25 protein-coding genes are annotated in these 22,409 nt (G+C 39.9%); 21 read left to right on the top strand and 4 right to left on the bottom strand.

Going from position 1 to position 22,409, the window contains the following annotated elements:
• The 8 genes from C4B60_RS04995 (at window position 1) to phoU (ending at window position 8,182) form a co-directional block, all read left to right on the top strand.
• Window positions 1-483, top strand: a complete 483-nt coding sequence (locus tag C4B60_RS04995) for a DUF456 domain-containing protein (protein WP_104056911.1) — start codon at window positions 1-3, stop codon at window positions 481-483.
• A 151-nt stretch (window positions 484-634) separates the two neighbouring features.
• Window positions 635-1,243, top strand: coding sequence for a superoxide dismutase (locus tag C4B60_RS04990; RefSeq protein ID WP_209020061.1), 609 nt, complete (start codon window positions 635-637; stop codon window positions 1,241-1,243).
• 207 nt (window positions 1,244-1,450) lie between these two features.
• Window positions 1,451-3,553 carry a peptidoglycan D,D-transpeptidase FtsI family protein gene (locus C4B60_RS04985; RefSeq protein WP_167578594.1) on the top strand — a complete coding sequence of 701 codons (2,103 nt, stop codon included), beginning with the start codon at window positions 1,451-1,453 and terminating at the stop codon, window positions 3,551-3,553.
• Between the two features lie 210 nt (window positions 3,554-3,763).
• The gene (locus C4B60_RS04980) at window positions 3,764-4,738 is read left to right on the top strand and encodes a PstS family phosphate ABC transporter substrate-binding protein (RefSeq protein WP_104056909.1); all 975 of its coding nucleotides are present in this window, start codon (window positions 3,764-3,766) and stop codon (window positions 4,736-4,738) included.
• A gap of 86 nt (window positions 4,739-4,824) precedes the next feature.
• Window positions 4,825-5,766 carry a phosphate ABC transporter permease subunit PstC gene (gene pstC, locus C4B60_RS04975; RefSeq protein WP_104057264.1) on the top strand — a complete coding sequence of 314 codons (942 nt, stop codon included), beginning with the start codon at window positions 4,825-4,827 and terminating at the stop codon, window positions 5,764-5,766.
• Window positions 5,767-5,768: 2 nt separating this feature from the next.
• Entirely contained in the window at window positions 5,769-6,647 is an 879-nt protein-coding gene (pstA, locus tag C4B60_RS04970) for a phosphate ABC transporter permease PstA (RefSeq protein WP_104056908.1), read from the top strand.
• A 27-nt stretch (window positions 6,648-6,674) separates the two neighbouring features.
• Window positions 6,675-7,490, top strand: a complete 816-nt coding sequence (pstB, locus tag C4B60_RS04965) for a phosphate ABC transporter ATP-binding protein PstB (protein ID WP_104056907.1) — start codon at window positions 6,675-6,677, stop codon at window positions 7,488-7,490.
• A 32-nt stretch (window positions 7,491-7,522) separates the two neighbouring features.
• Window positions 7,523-8,182: a phosphate signaling complex protein PhoU gene (gene phoU, locus C4B60_RS04960; RefSeq protein WP_104057263.1), complete on the top strand. Its 660-nt coding sequence runs from the start codon at window positions 7,523-7,525 to the stop codon at window positions 8,180-8,182.
• A 28-nt stretch (window positions 8,183-8,210) separates the two neighbouring features.
• Here the strand turns inward: phoU and C4B60_RS04955 are convergent, their stop codons facing one another.
• Window positions 8,211-8,693 carry a hypothetical protein gene (locus tag C4B60_RS04955; protein WP_104056906.1) on the bottom strand — a complete coding sequence of 161 codons (483 nt, stop codon included), beginning with the start codon at window positions 8,691-8,693 and terminating at the stop codon, window positions 8,211-8,213.
• 13 nt (window positions 8,694-8,706) lie between these two features.
• The gene (locus tag C4B60_RS04950; RefSeq protein WP_104056905.1) at window positions 8,707-9,099 is read right to left on the bottom strand and encodes a hypothetical protein; all 393 of its coding nucleotides are present in this window, start codon (window positions 9,097-9,099) and stop codon (window positions 8,707-8,709) included.
• Between the two features lie 224 nt (window positions 9,100-9,323).
• On the opposite strand from C4B60_RS04950, the gene rpmG reads away from it, so the two are divergent.
• From rpmG to C4B60_RS04905, 9 genes are all read left to right on the top strand, one after another.
• Entirely contained in the window at window positions 9,324-9,473 is a 150-nt protein-coding gene (rpmG, locus tag C4B60_RS04945; protein WP_039809691.1) for a 50S ribosomal protein L33, read from the top strand.
• 83 nt (window positions 9,474-9,556) lie between these two features.
• Window positions 9,557-10,114, top strand: coding sequence for a 5-formyltetrahydrofolate cyclo-ligase (locus tag C4B60_RS04940; protein WP_245153873.1), 558 nt, complete (start codon window positions 9,557-9,559; stop codon window positions 10,112-10,114).
• Between the two features lie 65 nt (window positions 10,115-10,179).
• On the top strand, window positions 10,180-11,715 hold the full coding sequence (locus tag C4B60_RS04935; protein ID WP_104056904.1) for a rhomboid family intramembrane serine protease: 1,536 nt from the start codon (window positions 10,180-10,182) through the stop codon (window positions 11,713-11,715).
• A 98-nt stretch (window positions 11,716-11,813) separates the two neighbouring features.
• Window positions 11,814-12,050, top strand: coding sequence for a YqgQ family protein (locus C4B60_RS04930; RefSeq protein ID WP_104056903.1), 237 nt, complete (start codon window positions 11,814-11,816; stop codon window positions 12,048-12,050).
• Window positions 12,043-13,011 carry an ROK family glucokinase gene (locus C4B60_RS04925; RefSeq protein WP_104056902.1) on the top strand — a complete coding sequence of 323 codons (969 nt, stop codon included), beginning with the start codon at window positions 12,043-12,045 and terminating at the stop codon, window positions 13,009-13,011. The genes C4B60_RS04930 and C4B60_RS04925 overlap by 8 nt, the downstream gene beginning before the upstream one ends.
• 338 nt (window positions 13,012-13,349) lie before the next feature.
• Complete coding sequence (locus C4B60_RS04920) at window positions 13,350-15,257, top strand: LTA synthase family protein (RefSeq protein ID WP_104056901.1); 1,908 nt, start codon at window positions 13,350-13,352, stop codon at window positions 15,255-15,257.
• Between the two features lie 197 nt (window positions 15,258-15,454).
• Window positions 15,455-16,651, top strand: coding sequence for a M14 family metallopeptidase (locus C4B60_RS04915; RefSeq protein ID WP_104056900.1), 1,197 nt, complete (start codon window positions 15,455-15,457; stop codon window positions 16,649-16,651).
• 95 nt (window positions 16,652-16,746) lie between these two features.
• On the top strand, window positions 16,747-17,856 hold the full coding sequence (locus C4B60_RS04910; RefSeq protein WP_104056899.1) for a YqgU-like beta propeller domain-containing protein: 1,110 nt from the start codon (window positions 16,747-16,749) through the stop codon (window positions 17,854-17,856).
• Complete coding sequence (locus tag C4B60_RS04905; protein ID WP_104056898.1) at window positions 17,856-18,173, top strand: MTH1187 family thiamine-binding protein; 318 nt, start codon at window positions 17,856-17,858, stop codon at window positions 18,171-18,173. Before C4B60_RS04910 ends, C4B60_RS04905 begins: the two co-directional genes overlap by 1 nt.
• Before the next feature lie 75 nt (window positions 18,174-18,248).
• On the opposite strand, the gene C4B60_RS04900 is transcribed toward C4B60_RS04905, so the two are convergent.
• Complete coding sequence (locus C4B60_RS04900; RefSeq protein ID WP_104056897.1) at window positions 18,249-18,419, bottom strand: DUF2759 domain-containing protein; 171 nt, start codon at window positions 18,417-18,419, stop codon at window positions 18,249-18,251.
• 193 nt (window positions 18,420-18,612) lie between these two features.
• On the opposite strand from C4B60_RS04900, the gene C4B60_RS04895 reads away from it, so the two are divergent.
• Entirely contained in the window at window positions 18,613-19,251 is a 639-nt protein-coding gene (locus tag C4B60_RS04895; RefSeq protein ID WP_104056896.1) for an MBL fold metallo-hydrolase, read from the top strand.
• Between the two features lie 55 nt (window positions 19,252-19,306).
• Here C4B60_RS04895 and C4B60_RS04890 read toward each other — a convergent pair whose 3' ends face one another.
• Entirely contained in the window at window positions 19,307-19,549 is a 243-nt protein-coding gene (locus tag C4B60_RS04890) for a DUF2626 domain-containing protein (RefSeq protein ID WP_104056895.1), read from the bottom strand.
• Between the two features lie 295 nt (window positions 19,550-19,844).
• On the opposite strand from C4B60_RS04890, the gene C4B60_RS04885 reads away from it, so the two are divergent.
• From C4B60_RS04885 to comGB, 3 genes are all read left to right on the top strand, one after another.
• Window positions 19,845-20,225 (top strand): Spx/MgsR family RNA polymerase-binding regulatory protein, encoded by a 381-nt coding sequence (locus C4B60_RS04885; protein ID WP_104056894.1) that lies wholly within the window; start codon window positions 19,845-19,847, stop codon window positions 20,223-20,225.
• 130 nt (window positions 20,226-20,355) lie between these two features.
• Window positions 20,356-21,435 carry a competence type IV pilus ATPase ComGA gene (gene comGA, locus C4B60_RS04880; RefSeq protein WP_104056893.1) on the top strand — a complete coding sequence of 360 codons (1,080 nt, stop codon included), beginning with the start codon at window positions 20,356-20,358 and terminating at the stop codon, window positions 21,433-21,435.
• The gene (comGB, locus tag C4B60_RS04875; protein WP_167578580.1) at window positions 21,383-22,402 is read left to right on the top strand and encodes a competence type IV pilus assembly protein ComGB; all 1,020 of its coding nucleotides are present in this window, start codon (window positions 21,383-21,385) and stop codon (window positions 22,400-22,402) included. Before comGA ends, comGB begins: the two co-directional genes overlap by 53 nt.
• Window positions 22,403-22,409: the final 7 nt, after the last annotated feature.

The following is a 22,409-nucleotide window of genomic DNA, read 5'->3' as shown; positions in this document are numbered from 1 at the left end:
ATGGAAATGATTTATTGGGTCCTAATTTCAATTGTCTTTCTTATCGCGTTTGCAGGTTTAATTTATCCTATTATTCCGAGCGTATTGTTTATTTTAGCCGGGTTTTTATTGTACGGTGCGCTCTTCACGTTCGCTGATTTTAACTGGTTATTTTGGACGATTCAAATTTTATTTATTCTTTTGCTTTTTGGAGCAGACTACGTGGCTAATATATTTGGCATAAAACGTTTCGGCGGTTCAAATGCAGGAATGTGGGGCAGTACGGTCGGCTTGTTGATTGGTCCTTTTGTAATCCCAGTTGTCGGTATCATTGCCGGACCGTTTATTGGTGCGGTCCTCGGGGAGCTTGCTGTGAATCGTACACCTCTGAAACAGGCATTTCGAATTGGTTTTGGGTCCGTAATTGGTTTTATAACCTCTGCTGTCACTAAAGGATTTATTCAAACAGTCATGATTATCATTTTCTTATTATGGGTTTTATGATTCCGGTTATTGTTCCTGAAAGAGGGAATAACAAGAGAAGATGCTTTTTTATAAGCATAAAAATTGAAGGTTAGTTCAGTTTTTGGTAATCTGAAACAGTAAAGCTGATCCAATCAGCTCAACAACAACTTACATAGGGAGGAATTTAATCATGGGTTATACTTTACCAGAATTACCTTATTCTTATGATGCGCTAGAACCACATTTCGACAAGGAAACCATGAACATCCACCACACGAAACACCATAACACGTATGTAACAAAATTAAACGATGCTTTAGAGGGTCACGAAGATCTGCAGTCTAAAACAATTGATGAATTAATTGCAGACCTTAATTCTGTTCCAGAGTCAATTCGTACAGCGGTAAGAAATAATGGAGGCGGACATGCTAACCATTCTTTCTTCTGGAAGATTCTTTCTCCAAACGGCGGCGGAGAGCCAACAGGCGATCTTTCTTCTGCAATCAATGATAAATTTGGCAGCTTCGAAAAATTCAAGGAAGAGTTTGCTGCTGCTGGAGCAGGCCGTTTTGGTTCCGGCTGGGCGTGGCTAGTTGTAAACAATGGTGAGCTTGAGATTACAAGCACTCCTAATCAGGATTCTCCTTTAACAGAAGGAAAAACACCAGTTGTTGGACTTGATGTTTGGGAGCATGCTTATTATCTTAAATATCAAAACAAGCGCCCTGACTACATCAATGCTTTTTGGGATGTTGTAGACTGGAATGCTGTAGAAGAGCTGTATGTTGCAGCAAAATAAATTTTTAAAGAATCCCTGCGCCAAATGAGGCGCGGGGATTTTTTATGTCTTTTTAATGAAGATAACGTCTAAGTATGGAAAAAGTATCTTAGTTTATATAAAATGATAGAATAGGAAACTGTTTAATAGAAAGGAAGTATGTGATTGAAAAAGGATGCTTCTCGCACAAAGGAGAAAAAACACAAGAAGAATCATGTGTCTTCACGTATGAATGTGCTGTTTTTTGCCGTTTTTTTACTGTTTTCACTTTTGATTCTGCGCTTAGGGGTTTTACAGATCGTAAATGGTGAGAATTACGTGCGGGAGCTGGAGCGCACAGAGGAAGTACTGGTTAACACGAGCGTTCCGCGAGGGAAGATTTTTGACCGCTACGGCAATATTGTCGTAGACAACCAGCCGGTTAACGCCATAACTTATACAAAAACGCAGCAAACCAAGCAGGAAGAGATGCTTTTAGTAGCTAAACGGTTAGCTGAGCTAATTGATATGAGCACAGATAAAGTAACGGAACGTGATAAACTGGACTTTTGGATCACTCAAAATGAAGAGCTGGCTCAGGCAAAAGTAACTGAAGAAGAAAAAGTTATGCTTGATGATGGCGAGATTGATCAAAATGAGTATGATGCTCTAATTCGGGAAAGAATTACAGAGGAAGAAATAAATTCAATTACAGATCAGCAGTTAAAAGAGCTGGCGATTTACCGTGAAATGCAATCAGGCTATAATCTTTCTCCTCAGATCATTAAAAATAAAGATGTTACAGATGAAGAATTTGCAGTTGTCAGTGAACATCTTAATACCTTGCCTGGCGTGAATACAACGGTTGACTGGAACCGACAGTATCCTTACGGCGATGTTTTCCGTTCTGCTTTAGGTAATGTCAGGGCAATCCCGGAAGATAAGATTGAATATTATTTGTCTAAAGGCTACACACGGAACGACCGTGTAGGAACAAGCTACCTTGAAATGCAGTATGAGGATATCCTGCAGGGACAAAAGTCAAAGATTAAAACGATTACGGATAAAGGCGGAAATGTCATTGACTCCCAGATTGTTCATGAAGGAGAACGCGGGAAAGATCTTGTTTTATCTGTTGATATGGAGCTTCAGAAAGAAATTGAAAAAGTCGTTGGAGATTATGTTACCCAGTTAAAGATGGGCGGAGGCCGGCCTATTTTTGATCGGGCGTTTGTTGTTATGATGGAACCTGACACAGGCGAAGTTTTGGCCATGGTTGGCCAGCAGTTTAATGAAGATGAGAATAAAATTGAAGATTACAATATTGGAACGTTTACCAGTGCATACGAAGCTGGTTCTAGTGTTAAAGGGGCTACAGTGCTATCAGGCTATCAGGATGGGATCTCTCACCCGTATAAAGGGTATGTGGATGAAGTTATCGAAATAAAAGGTACTCCGAAAAAAGGATCCTATTATGGTAATAGGGAAGCATACAGGCAAATGACCGACCTTGAAGCGCTGGAAAGGTCTTCTAATGGTTATATGTTTAAAGTAGCAATTGATATGGCTGGAGCAAATTATGTTCCTAAAGCGCCGATCAATATAGGTCAATCATCATTTATGAAATTCAGAAATTATTTTGGTCAGTTCGGGCTAGGGGTAGAAACAGGAATTGATTTGCCCGGGGAAAATACCGGTTTCCAGGCGATGAACGACTTTGCTCCAGGTAAATATCTGGATTTATCTATCGGTCAGTTTGATACGTATACCGCTATGCAGATGGTGCAGTACGTCTCCACTATTGCAAATAATGGAAACAGGGTAGCGCCCAAAGTGGTTAAGCAAATCCGTGAGCCAAGTGAAAACAATGAATCACTTGGTCCATTGGTTCAAGAGATGAAACCAAAAATATTAAATAAATTAGGAAATACTCAAGAAGAAATAGATCATGTAAAAAGAGGCTTCCACGCCAGTTTTAATGGAGCAAACGGTACAGGTCAGGACCTGAAAGGGAATGGCTATGTAGCCGCAGGTAAAACGGGAACGGCAGAGGTTGTCTATTTCGGACCTAAGTACCAGGAGCATTATTATGGTGATCCTCCGCATACTATTAATTCGACTTTGGTAGGTTATGCGCCGGCTGATAAGCCTGAGGTAGCTTTTTCCGTTATGGTGCCATGGGTATATCCAAATGATGGGACAGATCGTTTGCGTGTTGATGCAAATGAAGATCTGGGTGTAGCTATTCTTGAAAAGTATTTCGAACTGAGAGAAAAACGCATGAATGAAGGCGGAGCCGATGAAGATGTTGAGGTTGAGACATCTGACGAAGCGGCTGAAGAAGGAAATTAATAATTTTTTAAAACCAGATTCCGATACGGGAATCTGGTTTTTTGTATGCATTGAAAGATGATTTGGCTATAGATCTTGTAGTTTTGCTATAAAACCTCAAAATGCGACATTTACAAAACATTTACACTTCGTTTATATGAGGTTAATAGTCTAGCTGTAATCTATTACATGTAGGACAAATCAACCAACCCTTTAGGAGGAATTACATTTATGAAGAGTTTTAAGTACTTGGCAATGACTACTATGGTAGGATCCGCTTTATTTCTTGCTGCATGCGGAGATGAAGGTGAAACTGAAACAAATGGATCTAACGGTGATAACAATACCGCAAGTGAAGAAACACTTGAAGGTCAAGTGCGCGGAGACGGTTCGTCTACAGTAGCTCCTATCATGGAAGCAATTGTTGAAGAATATGCAGGAGTGCAGCCGAATGTACAGGTATCTTCAGGGGTATCCGGAACTGGCGGAGGGTTTGAAAAATTCATCGCAGGTGAAACGGATTTTTCAAATGCATCCCGCCCGATTAAAGATGAAGAAGCATCTGCGCTAGAAGAGGCAGGAGTTGACTATACAGAACTTGAAATTGGTTTTGACGGTTTGTCGGTTGTTGTCAGCCAGGACAATGACTGGGTTGACCATCTGACTGTGGAAGAGCTGAAAGCGATGTGGGTAGAAGACGGAACTGAAAAAACATGGGCTGACATTCGTGAAGGCTGGCCTGAAGAGACAATTGAATACTATTCACCTGGAACAGATTCAGGAACATATGATTACTGGAATGAAGTAATCCTTGAGGATGAGGATATTGTCCGCTCTGCAACCCTATCAGAGGATGATAACGTACTTGTACAGGGTGTAGTTGGATCGCCTAACGCTATCGGTTACTTCGGATATGCCTACTACCTTGAAAATCAGGATACACTTAAAGTTGTGCCAATTGATGGTGGTGAGGGTCCTGTTGAGCCAACAAATGAAACGATTGAATCTGGAGAATATGCTCCATTATCACGTCCGTTGTTTACTTATGTAAGCAATGCTTCGATCCAGGAAAATGAAGCTGCTGCTGACTTTATCACTTTTGCAATCGAAAATGCAGGTGATCTTGCTGAAGCGGTAGGATATGTAAGAGCTCCTCAGGAACTTTATAACGAGGACATGGAAAAGATTGAAGAACTAAAACAATAATTAAGAAACAATTACTATGAGGGGAGCGTGGGATCCATGCTGCTCCTCTCATTCTGTCTTTGGATAAGGAGGATTTCACAGTGTCTATGAAGGAACCGAAAACAACCATCTCGGTACAGGAATTGATTGCAGAAAAAAGCAATCGGGGTCTCCTGGCCTTGATTGAAAAAATAATGCCGAAATTATTATTTTTAATTGCGGCGGTTTCAGTGTTAACAACAATAGGAATTTTATTTACGTTGATTGTGGAAACGGGCATCTTCTTTTCCAGAGTTCCAATTATCGAATTTATAACAGGCAGAGAATGGTATCCATTCGCCAACTCAACCCCGACCTATGGTATTTTGCCCTTGGTGGTAGGTACATTAAAGATCACAGGAATTGCCATTTTAGTGGCAGTGCCAATCGGAATTGCTACAGCCATTTATTTGAGTGAGTATGCGAGCCGACGAGTAAGAAAGATTATTAAGCCTATTTTAGAGGTTTTGGCTGGAGTTCCAACCATTGTATACGGATTTTTTGCACTTACATTTGTTACGCCAATTTTGCGATCGATGTTTCCAGAGATCAGTATTTTTAACGCAATAAGCCCGGGAATTGTAGTAGGAATTATGATTACACCAATGATTGCTTCACTCTCTGAGGATGCGATGAATTCGGTGCCTAATTCCATGAGAGACGGGGCTTATGCACTCGGATCGACAAAGCTTGAGGTTGCATTAAAAATAGTGCTGCCGGCTGCGATATCCGGAATCGTTGCGTCCACTGTACTGGCAATCTCACGTGCAATAGGAGAAACAATGATCGTTGCGGTTGCAGCAGGTTCTACTCCTAGGTTTGATGCAGACCTTACAGGTTCAATTCAGACTATGACAGCTTATATTGTTCAGGTAGCCACAGGTGATGCAGGATACGGAACCACGATTTATTACAGTATTTATGCAGTCGGGTTTACGCTGTTCCTGTTTACTCTTGTGATGAACATGCTTGCACAATATATTTCTAAGCGTTTTAGGGAGGAGTACTAAGCATGAATTATATCAATCATGAGCAGGTTGCAGCCAAGACTAAATCACGTCTGATTAAAAACAATATATTAAAAGGATTATTTTTAGCTGCGACAATGTTTGGTTTAATCGTTCTTGCAATCCTGCTGTTTCGTATTGTCACTCAAGGAAGTGAATATCTGAGCTTTGATTTCTTTACGCGTTTTGCCTCCAGAATTCCTGAAAACTCAGGAATAAAGTCGGCTTTTCTGGGATCTATTTATCTAATGCTTGTAGTTGCCCCGGTTTCCATGTTTTTAGGGGTGGGAACAGCGATTTATTTAGAAGAGTACGCTAAAAAGAATAAAATGACTGATTTTATCCGGATTAATATTTCTAATCTGGCAGGGGTGCCGTCTGTTGTATTCGGCCTCCTGGGACTGACCATTTTTGTCCGATATTTTGGGCTTGGGATTTCCATTCTCGCTGCCGGATTAACAATGAGCCTTCTAATCTTGCCGGTTATTATCGTTGCATCTCAGGAAGCAATCAGGGCGGTGCCGGGGGAATTAAGGGAAGCATCTTTTGCCATGGGTGCCACGAAATGGCAGACAATTTTAAGAGTCGTGCTGCCTACAGCAATTCCGGGAGTTTTAACGGGAAGTATATTAGCTCTTTCTAGAGCCATTGGTGAAACAGCACCTCTCGTAGTCATTGGAATTCCAACTATTCTTATGTTTACACCAAATAGTTTATTGAGTACATTTACTGCCCTTCCAATGCAAATATTTGATTGGACTAAACGTCCGCAGGTAGCCTTTCATGATGTAGCAGCCGCGGGGATCATCGTCTTGATGACGCTGCTCATTATCATGAATTCAATTGCTGTATTTATCCGAAATAAATATCAGAAAAGATTTTAATTTTATTGGGTGAAGGGAGCTTTTAACATGACAACATCAGTAAAACCTAAAATAGACGTTCCGGAAAAAGAAGAAGTAAAAAAGAATAAGTCATCTGTTTATAAAACAGAAGGACTTAACTTATGGTATGGCACGAATCATGCATTAAAAAATATTGAGCTGGATATTAAAGAAAACGAGGTAACAGCGATTATCGGCCCATCCGGCTGTGGTAAATCCACTTATATAAAAACGCTCAATCGAATGATTGAAACAATTCCTTCAGTTAAAACATCCGGTGCAATTAATTATCGGGGAAGAAATATTTTCAGCAAAGAGTACCGCGTGGAGGAGCTGCGCACAAAAGTGGGGATGGTTTTCCAAAAGCCAAATCCATTTCCAAAGTCCATTTACGATAATATTGCTTATGGTCCCCGCATTCATGGAATAAAAAATAAAAAAATTCTGGATGAAATAGTGGAAAAAAGTCTTCGCGGAGCTGCTATTTGGGATGAGGTCAAAGATCGTCTGAATGAAAATGCTTATGGTTTGTCCGGCGGTCAGCAGCAGCGAATCTGTATTGCCCGCTGTCTGGCGATTGAACCTGATGTGATTTTAATGGACGAGCCGACTTCTGCGCTTGATCCCATTTCTACCCTTAAGGTTGAGGAGCTGGTTCAGGAGCTTAAGAAGGATTACAGTATTATTATTGTGACACATAACATGCAGCAGGCAGCCCGTATATCTGACAAAACAGCATTCTTCTTAAATGGAGAGGTTATAGAATACGACAGCACGGATAAGATATTTTCAAACCCGTCAGATAAACGTACAGAAGATTATATTTCTGGTCGATTTGGATAACAGGAATTTTGGATAGGAAAGCAGGGATGGAAATGTCAGTTCGTGAAATTTATGAATCAGAATTAACGAGTTTAAATAACAAGATCATTGAACTCGGGAAGTTTGCTCAAAAGGCTCTTGAGCGATCACTGGTTGCGCTTGAAAATCAGGATATTGATCTTGCCCTTTCCATAATGGATGAAGATATAAAAGCCAACCAGCTAGAGGAAGAAATTAATGATCAGGCCATTCTGCTGATTGCAAAACAGCAGCCGGTTGCAACAGATCTTCGCAGAGTAATTGTCGCTATTAAAATAGCTGCAGATTTAGAGCGCATAGCTGATTTCGGCGTTAATATTGCAAAATCTACCATAAGAATTGGAAATGAACCATTGGTTAAACCGATCGCAAGTGTGCGGGAGATGCATAACCAAACTACTGAGATGATCGGTTTGGTTATTGAGGCATTTATAGAGGAAGACATTGTTAAAGCAAAAAGAATTGCTGAGCTTGATGACACGGTAGACAGTTTATACGGACAAACGATCCAGGAGCTTTTAAGCATAAGCGCTGAAAATAATAATAAACTTCCCCAAATTACTCAATTATCTTTTATTTGCCGTTATCTCGAACGTGCAGCTGATCACGTAACCAATATTTCTGAGAATATCTTTTACCTTGTAAAAGGAAGAAGATATGACCTGAATAAATAAAAGCAAGGAGCCTGAGGCTCCTTGCTTTTTAGTTGGTGATAAGAGTTCCAATTTCCTCAACTGTCATATTGGAATGAACTTCATACTCGCCAATTTTAACAAGATCAGTTAATTGGTTGTCTGTTAAGTAGTCATTTAATGAGGAGGCGTCTTGAATGATCTCATATTCAGCAAGCTTTTTGCTGACATCAGGAAAACTCATGCCGGATTCTATTTTTAATATGTATCTGGTCATTACGCTTGCAGCAGCTGTTTCACCTTCAGCGTTGTCCTGAGCGGTGCTTAGTTCAATTACACGATTCTCCCACTCCTGAATTTGTGCGAGGAGCGCCTCATGCTCTTCAGCTGTAAGGGTGATTGTTCCTTCCTCAGAATAAATGTGGTCTTCCTTTGCTGTATTGTCCTCTGAGGCTTTAATTTCTTCTTCAGCAGTAAAATACGTAATAGAAAACATTAGTAAAGCCCCGAAAAGCATTCCGGCAGCTAAAGCTCTTATTGATTTGCGGTCCATATTCGTTCCTCACTTATCTGTTTTGAATAATGTTAAAAACTTTATCCCTTGATAGAGAAGACAAAGATACTATCTGGTCAATTGACACTCCTTGCTTATGTAGTAAAATTACCTGGTTAATGGCTGTTTGATTCACTGGAGTTTGCTTTTCTCTCTTGTTCTCTGGTTTTTTTAATGGAACTTCCGTTGCAGTTGCAGCCTTCATAGGCTGAAGCTGATTACCAGCTGCCAGGATTTGTTGTTCTACTATTTTTATTCTTTTTTTCAACTGTTGTAGTTCCTGATAAAAATTTAGGGAAAGTTCCTCGATTTCACGTTCATTAGCTTTTGAGCGGTCCTTAATGAAAATTGAAATAATCATTAGAAGGACTGCAAGCCCGACAACTATCATTACAGCTATTTCCAACTCTTTCACCTCCTATATAACCCGTTTATTCAAACAATATTGTACCATGAGGATGAAGCGATTGGTCGAATGAGGACGAAATATGTAGAATTTTTTTACGTATAAATAATTTATCTCTTTTGCTTACTTTCAGTGTGGATTTTTACTTAGAATAGTGGTATCATGATAAAGTCGTATGAAATCGAATAGCTTTATTAGCATTTGAATGTTTGGAGGGATAAGACATGCGTGTTAACATTACATTAGCTTGCACTGAAACAGGTGACCGTAACTACATCACCACTAAAAACAAGCGTAATAACCCAGATCGTATTGAACTTAAAAAATATAGTCCACGTTTGAAGAAAGTGACGCTTCACCGCGAGACTAAATAATGTCAAAGTGCCAGAAATGTTGTTTTTCAACGTTTCTGGCATTTTTTATACTTAATGTAGAGAAGAAATAAGGGGATGAAAAATTGAGTAAGAAGGAATTGCGCCAAAATATGGTTTTAAAGCTGAATAAATTGGATAGAAAACAGTATAAAGAACGCTCCTCCATAATCCACCAAACCCTTTACCAAACCGATAACTGGAAAGCCGCAACAATGATCGGAATTACTATATCAAGGTTTCCCGAAGTAGATACGTATGAAATCATCAGAAAAGCATGGAGTGAGGGAAAGAAAGTAACAGCTCCAAGGTGTATACATAAAACTAGAGAGATGCATTTTCATCTGATTAAATCCTTTAACGACGTCTCGCCATCCTACTTTGATTTATTGGAGCCGGAGCCGTCTCTTGAAAGAGTCGAGCCTGGTCGGATTGATCTGCTTTTTGTTCCTGGTTTGGCCTTTGACTCAAAAGGCTTTCGTCTTGGCTATGGCGGAGGCTATTTTGACCGGTTTCTTTCATATTATAATGGCAACACGATTTCGCTCTGCTTTACTGAACAGGTGCTTGATGCTGTCCCGGTTGAAGCTCATGATCTGCCGGTTAAACGTATCATCGGAGAGGGTCTTACCCTTAAGCCGTAACTGTACTTCATTTGCCTGTTTTCGTTATAGTAAGAATATTAAGGCAGTAGAAAGAAGTGGACCTTTTGACAAAAAAAGAAAAACTTAATTATTGGACAATGGCTCATACATTCATAACCCGCCATGGGTTCCGCATTATCCATCTCTCAAAGATGCAGGACGAGCTATGGCTTGAAGGACAGAATAAAAGAATTATCCGCATGCTTTATCTTGAACCTGATATCGATGACAAAAAGTCTTATGAAACGCTTCAAGCTGATTTGGAAGAGCTGGCTCAACGATCAGAGAAAATAAGAAAAAGCCTCAAATTGAGAAATATACATGTTGAAAATTATTATTTTGTAGAAAATGCCGGAACGGAACTTGAACAGGTAAAGAATCAATTTCCATCAATATCGACTAAGCGATACACCATTCATTCAGAGATTGCAACTGACAGTGCAGCATCAAAAATAGATGGTCCAGCAAACCATTTCCAAATGGAAGAATCGAAAGATGATTTCTCTATCGCTGCTCAAACAGAAGAAATTAAACGTCATGCACTTAGTCATGACAAATCTGAAAAGGAGAACGAGAAACAAGTGTTTAACGCAGCTTCTCCTTTCTTTACCTATTTTTTTATCGCGCTGCACGTGATCATGTTTTACTTGCTTGAAACAAACGGGGGAAGTACGAATACACAAGTGCTGATTGATTATGGCGCAAAATATAATCCCTTGATTAACGAGGGGGAGTGGTGGAGATTTTTTACCCCCATCGTGTTACATATAGGCTTTCTTCATTTATTTATGAATACGTTGGCCTTGTTTTATCTCGGTCCTTTAATTGAAAGGATATATGGCAGGATCAGGTTTCTACTTATTTATCTTCTGGCAGGTTTTACGGGATCGTTAATGAGTTTTGTTTTTTCCTTTACCATATCTGCAGGGGCAAGCGGAGCGATTTTTGGCTGCTTTGGGGCATTGCTCTATTTTGGCGCAAAAAGACCGGGACTTTTTATCAGAACAATGGGAATGAATGTACTGGTGGTTATTGGGATTAATATTGTTTTCGGCTTTACGGTTCCTGGTATTGACAATGCAGCACATTTAGGAGGACTTGCAGGAGGGTTCTTAGCGGCTGGTCTTGTATCGCTGCCAAAAACGAAAATGAGCTTTAAACAGGGAATATTTGGGGCAGCGTTAATTCTTTGGATCGTTTTATCTTTGCAGGCCGGATACAGCGGGGCACTGGTACAGAAGGATCCTATGGCTGTTAATGCCATTGCTCAGGAGGATATTCAGGATGGAGATTTTTCTGAAGCTTATGCCATTCTTACCGAGTTGAAAGAGGAAGGCGAAGCCACTTCTGAAACCTATTTTTTACTTGCATTTGTGGAGCTTAATCAAGAAGAGTATGATAAGGGCATCGAAAATCTTGAACTGGCTATTGAGAGGCGGGAAGGGTTTCATGAAGCTCATTATAATCTTGCACTGGTACAGCTTGAAATGGGGAATACAGATGAAGCGAAAGAGCAGGCAGAGCTCGCACTATCGTATTCACCCGATCACGAGCCATACCGGGAGCTTGTAGATGCCATTAATAAAAATCGGCAGGAATAAGGACCTTCATTCTTACGTGTATAAATACAGTAAACATATTGAGCTTAAAGCCTCATTAGCTTATACTTGGACATGACATTACACACCGGGGGAAAACAATGAATTTATCTTCATTATGGGATATCCAACAGCTATTGAAGCGGTATGGAATTTTCGTTTATGTAGGCGACAGAGCAGCAAATATTGAAATGATGGAGCTTGAAATAAGAGAGCTGTATCATTCCAAACTAATTGAAGTACAAGAGTTTCAAAAAGCGGTATTGATTTTAAGAAGTGAATTGGAACGTGAGAAGCAAAAAAAAATCAAGAGACAGACAGGTGAAATGGATGAGTGAAAAGTTTATTATAGGTGTCGATATCGGCGGTACAACTGTAAAGCAGGCCTTGATTAAAGAAGACGGAACAATCGTTGAAAAATGGGAAATCCCAACAAACAAAATTAATAATGGAACTCAAATTATTCCGGATATTGCTGCTTCCATACAGAAAAAAATGCTTCAGCGAAATCTCTCGAAAGAACATTTATTAGGGATTGGGGTAGGAGCACCAGGACCCGTAAATATGCAGACAGGAATTTTATACACGGCTGTAAATATCGGCTGGGAGAAGCCTGTAGCGTTAAGAGATGAACTTCAGCAATTGACCGGGCTTTCCGTTGTAATCGAAAACGATGCAAATGTAGCAGCATTAGGGGAGATGTGGAAAGGCGCCGGAGACGGTGCGAGAGATGTCGTCTGTGTGACTCTGGGAACCGGAGTCGGTGGCGGTGTTATTGTTAATGGGGATATTGCCCATGGCATTAAAGGAGCTGCAGGAGAAATCGGTCATATTACATCAGTGCCGGTTGACGGCTATTATTGTAATTGCGGTAAATACGGATGTCTTGAAACAGTTGCTTCAGCAACTGGTGTATCAAGACTTGCAATCGATGAACTGAAAAAAAATAACGAGCCCTCTATATTAAGAGAAACCCTTCATAACACCGGGCACCTTTCAGCGAAAGCAATTTTTGATGCTGTTAATCAGGGCGATAAGGCTGCAGCCAAAATAGTAGATCAGCTGACCTTCTATCTTGGACTTGCGCTTGCAAATCTGGGGAGTGCACTTAACCCTGAAAAGATCGTAATTGGGGGAGGCGTATCAAAAGCAGGAGAGACCCTGTTAACGCCTCTGCGGGCTAAATTCAAACAATATGCTTTTCCGACAGTAGCTGAGTCAACTACTCTTGAAATTGCAACACTTGGAAACGATGCTGGAGTAATTGGTGCTGCCTGGCTAATTAAATACAAACATTAATATGAAGGATATTAAGAAAAAGCTGCCTTGTGGACAAGGCAGCTTTTTTTCTGTATAATAAACAGCTATTATTGTAAATTCCGTTTACGATACGGGACTTATGGATGATGCTACTTTAGATGCTATTTTATTAATTTTATAAAATAGGAAACTTTTTAAGGTTTGAGTCGTCTATTATGGTGGAATTGTAAATAAGATTTTAAAGTTGTGTAAAGTTCAATTTGCTTTTACTCATGAAAAGGAGTAAGATTATGACTGACCTATCGGGTGTAACCACATTTTAGAAATAAATAGAAAAAAATGCTAATTGGTTTTTAAAGATTTGAGGAGGAAAGTTTATGAACAAAAAATGGACAATGCCAAAGCTTTCAATTGTCATTATAGCCATTGCGTTCCTATGGATTAAGACCGTAGTGTCTTATTACGCAAGCTTTAGTATTAACATTGAAAATGTCATGCAAGCGATAATTTTATTTATCAACCCGTTAAGCTTTCTGCTCCTAATCTTTGGAGTCGCTCTTTTTATTAAAAAAGAGAAAAATAGAAACCTATACGTGATTATCACAAGTGCGGTTTTAACCATCATCTTATTTTCAAATATGGTGTTCTACCGATTCTTTAATGACTTCATTACCCTTCCAGTTTTATTCCAAACGAACAATTTTGGAGATCTTGGAGGGAGTGCACTGGAAAATATTTATTGGACAGATGCATTGTATTTCCTGGATATTATTGTATTGATTGCAATTGCGAAGATGAAGCCATCATTTGTGGCATTTAAAGAAACAACGAAAATCAACAGAAGAGCATATTTTCTAGTTACCATCGCTACTTTTTTCTTTAATTTAGGATTGGCTGAAACTGAACGCCCTCAGCTTTTGACCCGTACTTTTGACCGTGAAATGCTCGTTAAAAATATCGGCCTTAATAATTACCATCTTTATGATATCTATTTACAATCCAAACAGTCTGCTCAGCGTGCGCTTGCAGACAGCAGCGAGCTTGTAGATGTAAATAATTATGTAGAAGCAAAATCAATTGAGCCTGCAAGTGACCTTCATGGGATCGCTGAAGGTAAAAACCTAATTGTTGTAAAGCTTGAATCAACACAGAATTTTGTAATTAATAACGAAATGAACGGCGAGGTTATCACTCCGTTTTTAAACAGTCTGACTGAAGATGAAGATACGATTTACCTGGATAACTTTTATCATCAGACAGAACAGGGGAAAACATCCGATTCCGAGTTCATTCTTGATAACTCCCTGTATCCTCTTGGAAGAGGGGCTGTATTCTTCACACACAGTGGAAATGAATACCACACACTGACGGACAGCTTAAACAAAGAAGGATACTTTACTTCTGCGATGCATGCGAATAATAAAAGCTTCTGGAACCGCGACATCGTGTACGAAAACTTCGGTTATGACCGCTTCTATTCACTTCCTGACTATACTGTTGGAGAAGGGGAGGCTGTAAACTGGGGAATGAAGGATATTCCGTTCTTACAGCAGTCAGTTGAACATATGAAAGAGATGGAAAAGCCTTTTTATTCAAAATTGATCACTTTAACAAACCATCACCCTTTCTATTTGGATGAAGAAGATAAGTTTATTGATGAATATGATTCGAATTCTGGGACTTTAAACCGTTACTTCCAGACAGTTCGCTACACTGACGAAGCAATAAAAGAGTTCTTTACTTCATTAAAAGAAGCAGGTATTTATGAAGACTCCGTGATTGTGATGTATGGTGACCATTATGGTATTTCAGAAAATCATAATGTGGCGATGAGCCAATACATGGACAAAGAAATTACGCCATTTGAATCTGCACAGCTTCAGCGTGTACCATTCTTCGTCCACGTACCGGGATCAGGAATCGGGGGAGAAACTAACCATTCTTTAGCCGGTCAGGTTGATTTAAAGCCAACGATTCAAAACCTGCTTGGAGTTGAATCAGATAAATCCATTCAATTTGGTCAGGACATTTTCTCGGAAGAAAACGATAATTTCGTCATTCTCCGTGATGGCCGGTTCATTACTGAAGATTTAGTATGGGCTGGAGAAACCTGTTGGGATAAAGAAACCGGCGAAGCGACAGATACAGAGCTATGTGCTCCGTTTATTGAACGCGCAAATGAAGAGCTGGCTTACAATGATGAAATAATTTACGGTGACCTTCTCCGGTTCTATGATCCGGAAAATGGCCGCTTGCTAGAGGAAGATGTAACAATTGAAGAATAACAGATTAACACGAGCCTTTTAAAAAGGCTCGTGTTTTTTGTGGTGCTTTGAATATGGTGTCTAGAGCTTCATCTGGTTCTTTGTGTTTCAGACAAACTCTTTTGCAGTTTCGCTTTTTTAAACTCCAAATTGAAAGGGATTCAAACCTTATCATGATCTTACTTAAACCGGAATATTGTTTGTTGAGGGGGGAGATTATGGATATACTGGTTCGTCAAAATGATACATTTGCTTTGTATTCCCGCATTTTCTCAGTGCCGCTGGAACTGATCATTGATTCAAACCCAACCGCCAATCCGAATCGCTTAATGATTGGACAGACAATAAAAATTCCCGGTTATATTGCTTGGCAGTACACTGTCCAGCCAGGTGATTCTTTTTGGTCGATTCACCGGAAATTTAACATCCCACTGGAAAGACTTACATTCGTCAATCCGCTCGTTCAGCCCCAATCCTTAGCGCCGGGTAATCTATTGAGGATTCCGAGCAGAGCCCAAAATGAACCGGCATCCCGGGCTTATGAATACTCTCCTTCTAATCTGTCTCAGGATTTTACACGACTTAAAAGCGTTTATCCTTTTATAGAGCAAACTGAAATTGGAAGCAGCGTGGAAGGAAGGCCTCTGTATTTACTTAGGATTGGAAAAGGATCAAGGCTTGTGCAATGGAATGCTTCTTTTCATGCGAATGAATGGATTACCACTCCAATACTAATGTCACTTCTCGATGAACACTTATGGCATATATCTAACAATCAATCCAATGAGCATCAAAGACGTATGAATGCCTACAGAGGATCCACTTTGTATGTCGTTGGAATGGTGAATCCTGATGGGGTGGAGCTGGTTATAAATGGTCCATCTTCTTCAAATGAAGAATCGGTGGTTAAAATAAATGGTGGTTCAACTGATTTTTCCGGCTGGAAAGCAAATATAAATGGGGTCGATTTAAATGACCAATTCCCGGCAGGCTGGGAGCTGGAAAAGGAGAGAACGCAGGTTACCTCTCCGGCACCGAGAGATTTTCCAGGCAATGCTCCTCTGGATCAGCCGGAATCGAAGACGATGGCCCAAATTGCAGAGAACATACCTTTTCAAATGATGATCGCCCTGCACACGCAAGGGGCTGAATTCTACTGGGGATACGAAGGACTTGAACCGCCTGAATCTGCCAAGTACGCCGCTTTGTTCAGCGAATTAAGCGGTTATAGGTCCGTACAGTATGTAGACAGTCATGCAGGCTATAAAGATTGGTATATTGCTGAATTTCGCAAACCTGGATTTACATTTGAGCTAGGGAGAGGGGTAAATCCACTGCCTCTGTCTCAGTTCCCTGAGATATATACAGCAATGAAACCTGTTTTTATTCAAAGTTTAATGGGTCTACCTGAATAAATTTCTGAAGTTAAGAAACTTTTATCTTTCGCCTTCGTCAGTTGAGGTATATGCTAGAAGAAATTAGGAATTAGATGAGAAAGGGTGGGAGCTGAGTGAAAAACGCAGCGTTAATCGTTTACAGTTTATCCTTTGCTGTGTTTTTCGCCGGCTGTTTTCCCGCAAATAAAGTATCCATGCATGAAGATCCCTCTGTACATAGTGAAGCAGAACCTTTTGACTCGATTATTCCCCTTGTGATTTCAGAAAATGATTTTCACAGTGTGGTGGATTGGACAGATAATACAGCATTTATTTATATTACCCAAAGTCAACATTTCTTTAGTGTAAATAAATATGATATTTTAACCGGTAAATCAAACGTAATCCTTACCCGGGAAGGAAAGCTTAATACTGCTTCATTAAGTCCATCTAAGGAACTTCTTCTTCTCCATGAAGCGGATGAAGTGTATGGAGCAAATGCTTCAGTGTTGATGATGAACTCCATGAAGGAAGTTTGGTCACAACCTATTGAATCCTATGAGCTTGCTTACAGCTGGAATCCAGCAGATGAAAGAAAGATCCTTTTTACTGCGTTTGATGAAAATTGGGAATATGAAGTCTGGACCGCTGACATAGAAAAGTCTGAATGGCAGCAGCTCTCCGGTATTCCTCCTTTTTTGACCTGGTCATCTGAAGCTTCAATCATATATCAAACATGGTCAAAAGAAATGACAGAGCCTCACCAGGCAGTTTATGAATACTTCATTGAAACAGGAATAGAAAAGCAGGCTTATGATGATGTTTTTGCATTCGATTTACTCCCGGAGATGTTTATAACGGTAAAAGTGGATGAAGAGAAAGAATCTTTCACGTTTGAAATTGAAGGGTACACTAAGAAAATCGTCTTTGAAGTGCCTGCTGTACATACATATTCACAATGGGTTTTGCCTGAATATGATATAGCACAAGAGGCTGGAAAGCTAATTCTGTTTAAGCCTAATAAAAGCGGGGAATTATACAGCAAGGATAAAGGCTTTTCGCTGGTATCTCTTAATTTAAATACGAACGAAGAAACGATTATTAATCAACTGGCTAATAATGAACCTTTAGCCTGTTCACCAAATGGGTTATATTGTCTAACTGGTTATCAGCTTACTTCAATTGCAGAGATTGAAAAAGGGGAGATTTCTTCTCTTATTATTTTTGAGGAGGATTTACAATAATGCCAATCGTTGATGTAACAGTGATTCCAATCGGAACAAAAACACCAAGTGTCAGCAGCTATGTAGCAGCTATTCAGAAAATCCTGGAAAAATGGGCCGGGGAAGGGAAAATAACATACGAGCTAACACCAATGAGCACATTGATTGAGGGTGAGCTTTCCATTCTTTTTGAGGTTCTCCAGGAAATTCATGAAGCTCCTTTCCAGCATGAAATCGCTCGTGTAGCCACAAACATCCGGATTGACGACAGAAGAGACCATAATGATCATTCTATGCAAAATAAACTGGCCTCTGTCCAGCAAAAATTGAATGAATAACGTAAAAGAGCTGACAATCGAGTCAGCTCTTTTTTAGAATTGCGTATATTCTTTTATTCTGCAACGCATTTTTATTTAATGCGGGTAGCCATCCTTGATAATTGTCATAATCGTAAACCAGCCGAATACGCCAAGTGTTGCAAGGCCAAATAAAATCCCCATAAGGTTTTTTCCTTTTAAGGATGAAATTGTCCCAATAATTGCTAATATAGTGACTAATGCCAATATAATGGTTAAACCGTTCATTTCTATGCACCCCTTTCATTACAGTCGTTCACGTTAAGTATAAGCTAGAATAGTGCAACTATATGTGTCCTCTTCTTATTTTATATTTTTTTAGGATCATTGTCGAGAGCTAATCGTGACACTTTCGTGAGAATGCTTTTTTTGGAAGCAAACTCTCTGATAATCATGCTAAACTAGTCTATGAGGTGATCATATGGAATGGATAAGAATACCGCTTGGACCAATGCAAACAAATGCTTACCTCCTTTACAGCTCAAATCATCAGGACTGCCTGATTGTTGACCCTGGAGAAGAAGCAGGCAAGGTTCGGCAATTTTTAGAGAAAAAGAAAGTAAAGCCGTCGGCAATTTTATTAACACACGCGCATTTTGATCATATCGGTGCTGTAGATGCTTTACGGGATCATTATCAGATTCCGGTTTATGTACATGAAAACGAAAAAAAATGGCTGGCTGATCCCTCTAAAAACGGATCTTCGTTTTTTCAGGGGATTACTCCTATAACCGCGAGAGAACCAGATCAGGTATTTACTAACGAAGGATCAATGAAAATAGGAGAATGGACGTTTGAACTCCTATTTACACCCGGCCATTCACCGGGGAGTGTAAGTTTTTATTTTAAGGAAGCGGGAATCGTTCTTGCTGGCGACGCACTATTTCAGGGCAGCATTGGAAGAACTGACTTAAGAGGTGGTGATCACAACCTTCTTTTAAAGAGCATACATACAAAGCTCCTGACACTTCCTGAGGAAACGTATGTGCTATCGGGTCATGGCGCTGTGACAACGATCGGGGATGAAATGAACTCCAACCCTTTCTTAAACGGTTTTTAGCTGATACTTTGAATTAAAAAACCCTCAATATAGTTTGAGGGTTTTTTAATACATTTTAAAGTGGACCGTTTAGCGGCATGTTGAAGGTTGTGTAATAAGTAAATCCTGCAAAGAAAAGCGTTAAGTATACAAAGAAAATATAAACATACATACGTTCAGATAGCTTCAAGTACCCGAGCAGGATGAAGAATCCCGTCTGGGCAAGAAAAAGCAGTGATGTCTTAGGCATATGTCCAACGTAAAATAGTACAGAAAAAATTCCAGTCCAAAAGCCCATGACTCGGTACATCTTATCCATCCAAATCCCTCCTTTATACGAACAATCCATCGAACCTATTATATAGGATATCATATTGAAATGTAAATAACACAACCCTTTGGATTGTGAATATTAGATGATTTTTGTTGAAAAATATCCATATTTACAATCGAAAAAAAAGTTGAATAATCAGCTGGTAAAAATTTTTAAAAAAAAAGTGTGGAAAAATAGGTGTACAAACATTATACAAGTGGTATACAATACTAAACAAACATATACGATCATGATACAAATAGTGAACAAATGTTGTACAAAATATAAAGGAGGCAATAACATGAAACCGATCACATTTTATACGTATCCCAGCTGCACTTCCTGCCGTAAAACGAAAAAATGGCTGAAAGAAAACAATGTTGCTGTTTCGGAACGGCATATCTTCAGAGACACACCCACATACGAAGAATTGCTGCATCTCCTTTCTTTGACCACTGACGGGTTAGACGAGCTTCTGGCTACGAGAAGCCAATCATTTAAGAATTTAGGCAGAGATGTCGAGGATCTGCCATTGTCAGAAGTCGTCAAATTGATTATTGAAGATCCAAAATTACTTAAACGGCCTATTTTAACTGATGGTAGTAAGTTAATCGTCGGATATAATCCTGAAGGTCTCAGAAGCTTGTCCAATAAAAAACAATGCTTAATGATGACGAGCTGATTAGGAGAGGCGGAAAGCCTTTCTTTTTTTGTGTGTAAAAATACTATCAAAATTTTTAAAAAATTCAACAAATTTTTTAAAAGTTAGTGTATAGTAGATAACAATCAACATGAAAGGAGTGAAAAATTTAATGTCTTTTGGAGCGGAACGCTTCGCAGCTCATTTACTGTCTGAAGCATCCAGGAAGAATAGTTCTGACATTCATTTAATTCCAAGAGGAGAGGAGATGCTTATACAATTCAGGATCCAGGGGGATCTGGTTCACTTCCGTACACTATCGTATTCCAGTGGAGAGAGGCTTATTTCGCACTTGAAATTCAAGGCCTCATTGGACATCGGTGACAAACGGAAACCCCAAAGCGGTGCTTTTACTGCCCATATTAACGAAGATATACTTTCCCTCCGCGTTTCAACACTTCCCGCTTCATCCTTTAAAGAAAGTCTTGTTATACGATTGCTCCCACAAGCCTTTTCCGTTCCTATTGAAAGACTTTCATTATTCTCAAAACCTGCCAAACAGCTTTTATCCCTCGTGCATTATTCCCACGGCATGATTCTTTTTACAGGACCTACAGGAAGCGGAAAAACCACAACTTTATACTCCCTCATTCAGTACTGCGCCACCCACCTAAACAGAAATATCATCACACTTGAAGATCCAATTGAAAGACAGCAGGACCATATTCTGCAGGTTCAAATTAATGAACGTGCAGGTGTTACGTATGCTGCCGGACTCAAGGCTGTTCTGCGTCATGATCCTGATATTATTATTATTGGAGAAATAAGAGATCCAGAGACAGCTCAAATTGCTGCGCGCGCTGCTTTGAGCGGCCATTTGGTGCTTTCCACGCTGCATGCAAAAAATGCAGAAGGTGCGGTTTATCGCATGCTCGATTTAGGTGTCTCGAAGGAAGAGTTGACTCAGACACTTATCGGAGTAACAGGACAGCGTCTCGTTAAAGTAAACCGTTCAAAACCGGAGATCGCCCGCGCGACAATTTTTGAAGTTCTTACAGGGAAAATTCTTCAGTCTGTTCTGTCTCAAACAGAGCGGGGGCTTTGCCGCCATGACTCCATAAATAAATTATTATTGAAGGGAGTGGCACTCGGATATGTTTCCACTGAAGAATATTACCGCTGGATGGAGCAGGAAACAGATGATACCGCGAAAACATCAGGACTCGTTTCTGAAGCGCCTGGGAGAGCTTAAATCAAACGGTTATCCGTTGGATCGCGCAATTGAATTTTTGCTGATTAATCTGGAGCTGAATTTAACCGCTGTTCATCAGGAGGTGGTCAATGATTTTTTAAATGGAAAAAACCTGAGTGATACTCTGAGTAAATTAGGGTTCCCGGACTTTGTGTGCCTCCATATTTTTTTCGCAGAAAGGTATGGAAATGTAGAAGAAACGCTAAAGGATACAGCGGAATTAATGACCCACCAGAGAAGGGAAATTAAACGGCTGTCAAAGCTGCTTCACTATCCGCTGTTTTTGTTCGTGCTTTTTATTGTCGTACTGTCAGTTCTGAATATGTATCTCCTTCCGCGCTTTACCGTTCTTTATTCTTCAATGGGCCAGGATTCAGATGGCCTCGTGTCTATCATCTCCACGTTGTTCAATCAGCTTCCCTTTATCTTCCTTTCAATTGGAACAGTTTTATTATGCTTTTTTCTCACGTTTATTTATTACTTTAAGAACAAAGATGCGCATGATCAATGGTCATTGCTTGCGTCCGTGCCATTACTGGGCTACTATGCCAGGCACTATACAAGCTATGTATTCTCAAGAGAGGCTTCCCATTTATTAAAAGGAGGCATGTCCTTTCAGGAAATGCTGCGAATTTTTTCACAGCAGCCTTATCGAAAGCTTCTTTGTCATATGGGCCAGTTTATTTCTGATGAATTAAAAAGGGGGCAGACAGTTCATCAGACCCTGCTGCAGCTTCCTTACTTAACAGATGAGCTTAAACGGATCACTGAGCATGGTGAAGAAAATGGACAATTGGAAGAGGAGTGGAGCTTTTACAGCCGTTATTGTCTTAGCTCCCTGGAAGAAAGAACAGAAAAGCTGTTTGCTTTTATCCAGCCGTCCTTATTTTTCATGCTTGGACTGGCGATCATAGGAGCCTATTTAATTATCCTGCTGCCAATTTTTCAAATTATGCAAACGATCTAGGAGGAAT

The sequence above is a fragment of the Jeotgalibacillus proteolyticus genome (assembly GCF_002926065.1).
In the GTDB taxonomy this organism is placed as follows: domain Bacteria; phylum Bacillota; class Bacilli; order Bacillales; family Jeotgalibacillaceae; genus Jeotgalibacillus; species Jeotgalibacillus proteolyticus.
The sequence above is the reverse complement of the archived record's forward strand: the minus strand, read 5'-3'. Positions and strand labels throughout refer to the sequence as shown.

Bases quoted from the DNA above. Each gene is read 5' to 3' on its own strand.
- C4B60_RS04995 (WP_104056911.1), top strand. From the start codon at position 1: ATGGAAATGATTTATTGGGTCCTAATTTCAATTGTCTTTCTTATCGCG.
- C4B60_RS04990 (WP_209020061.1), top strand. From the start codon at position 635: ATGGGTTATACTTTACCAGAATTACCTTATTCTTATGATGCGCTAGAA.
- C4B60_RS04985 (WP_167578594.1), top strand. From the start codon at position 1,451: ATGAATGTGCTGTTTTTTGCCGTTTTTTTACTGTTTTCACTTTTGATT.
- C4B60_RS04980 (WP_104056909.1), top strand. From the start codon at position 3,764: ATGAAGAGTTTTAAGTACTTGGCAATGACTACTATGGTAGGATCCGCT.
- pstC (WP_104057264.1), top strand. From the start codon at position 4,825: ATGAAGGAACCGAAAACAACCATCTCGGTACAGGAATTGATTGCAGAA.
- pstA (WP_104056908.1), top strand. From the start codon at position 5,769: ATGAATTATATCAATCATGAGCAGGTTGCAGCCAAGACTAAATCACGT.
- pstB (WP_104056907.1), top strand. From the start codon at position 6,675: ATGACAACATCAGTAAAACCTAAAATAGACGTTCCGGAAAAAGAAGAA.
- phoU (WP_104057263.1), top strand. From the start codon at position 7,523: ATGTCAGTTCGTGAAATTTATGAATCAGAATTAACGAGTTTAAATAAC.
- C4B60_RS04955 (WP_104056906.1), bottom strand. From the start codon at position 8,693: ATGGACCGCAAATCAATAAGAGCTTTAGCTGCCGGAATGCTTTTCGGG.
- rpmG (WP_039809691.1), top strand. From the start codon at position 9,324: ATGCGTGTTAACATTACATTAGCTTGCACTGAAACAGGTGACCGTAAC.
- C4B60_RS04930 (WP_104056903.1), top strand. From the start codon at position 11,814: ATGAATTTATCTTCATTATGGGATATCCAACAGCTATTGAAGCGGTAT.
- C4B60_RS04925 (WP_104056902.1), top strand. From the start codon at position 12,043: ATGAGTGAAAAGTTTATTATAGGTGTCGATATCGGCGGTACAACTGTA.
- C4B60_RS04920 (WP_104056901.1), top strand. From the start codon at position 13,350: ATGAACAAAAAATGGACAATGCCAAAGCTTTCAATTGTCATTATAGCC.
- C4B60_RS04915 (WP_104056900.1), top strand. From the start codon at position 15,455: ATGGATATACTGGTTCGTCAAAATGATACATTTGCTTTGTATTCCCGC.
- C4B60_RS04905 (WP_104056898.1), top strand. From the start codon at position 17,856: ATGCCAATCGTTGATGTAACAGTGATTCCAATCGGAACAAAAACACCA.
- C4B60_RS04900 (WP_104056897.1), bottom strand. From the start codon at position 18,419: ATGAACGGTTTAACCATTATATTGGCATTAGTCACTATATTAGCAATT.
- C4B60_RS04895 (WP_104056896.1), top strand. From the start codon at position 18,613: ATGGAATGGATAAGAATACCGCTTGGACCAATGCAAACAAATGCTTAC.
- C4B60_RS04890 (WP_104056895.1), bottom strand. From the start codon at position 19,549: ATGGATAAGATGTACCGAGTCATGGGCTTTTGGACTGGAATTTTTTCT.
- C4B60_RS04885 (WP_104056894.1), top strand. From the start codon at position 19,845: ATGAAACCGATCACATTTTATACGTATCCCAGCTGCACTTCCTGCCGT.
- comGA (WP_104056893.1), top strand. From the start codon at position 20,356: ATGTCTTTTGGAGCGGAACGCTTCGCAGCTCATTTACTGTCTGAAGCA.
- comGB (WP_167578580.1), top strand. From the start codon at position 21,383: ATGATACCGCGAAAACATCAGGACTCGTTTCTGAAGCGCCTGGGAGAG.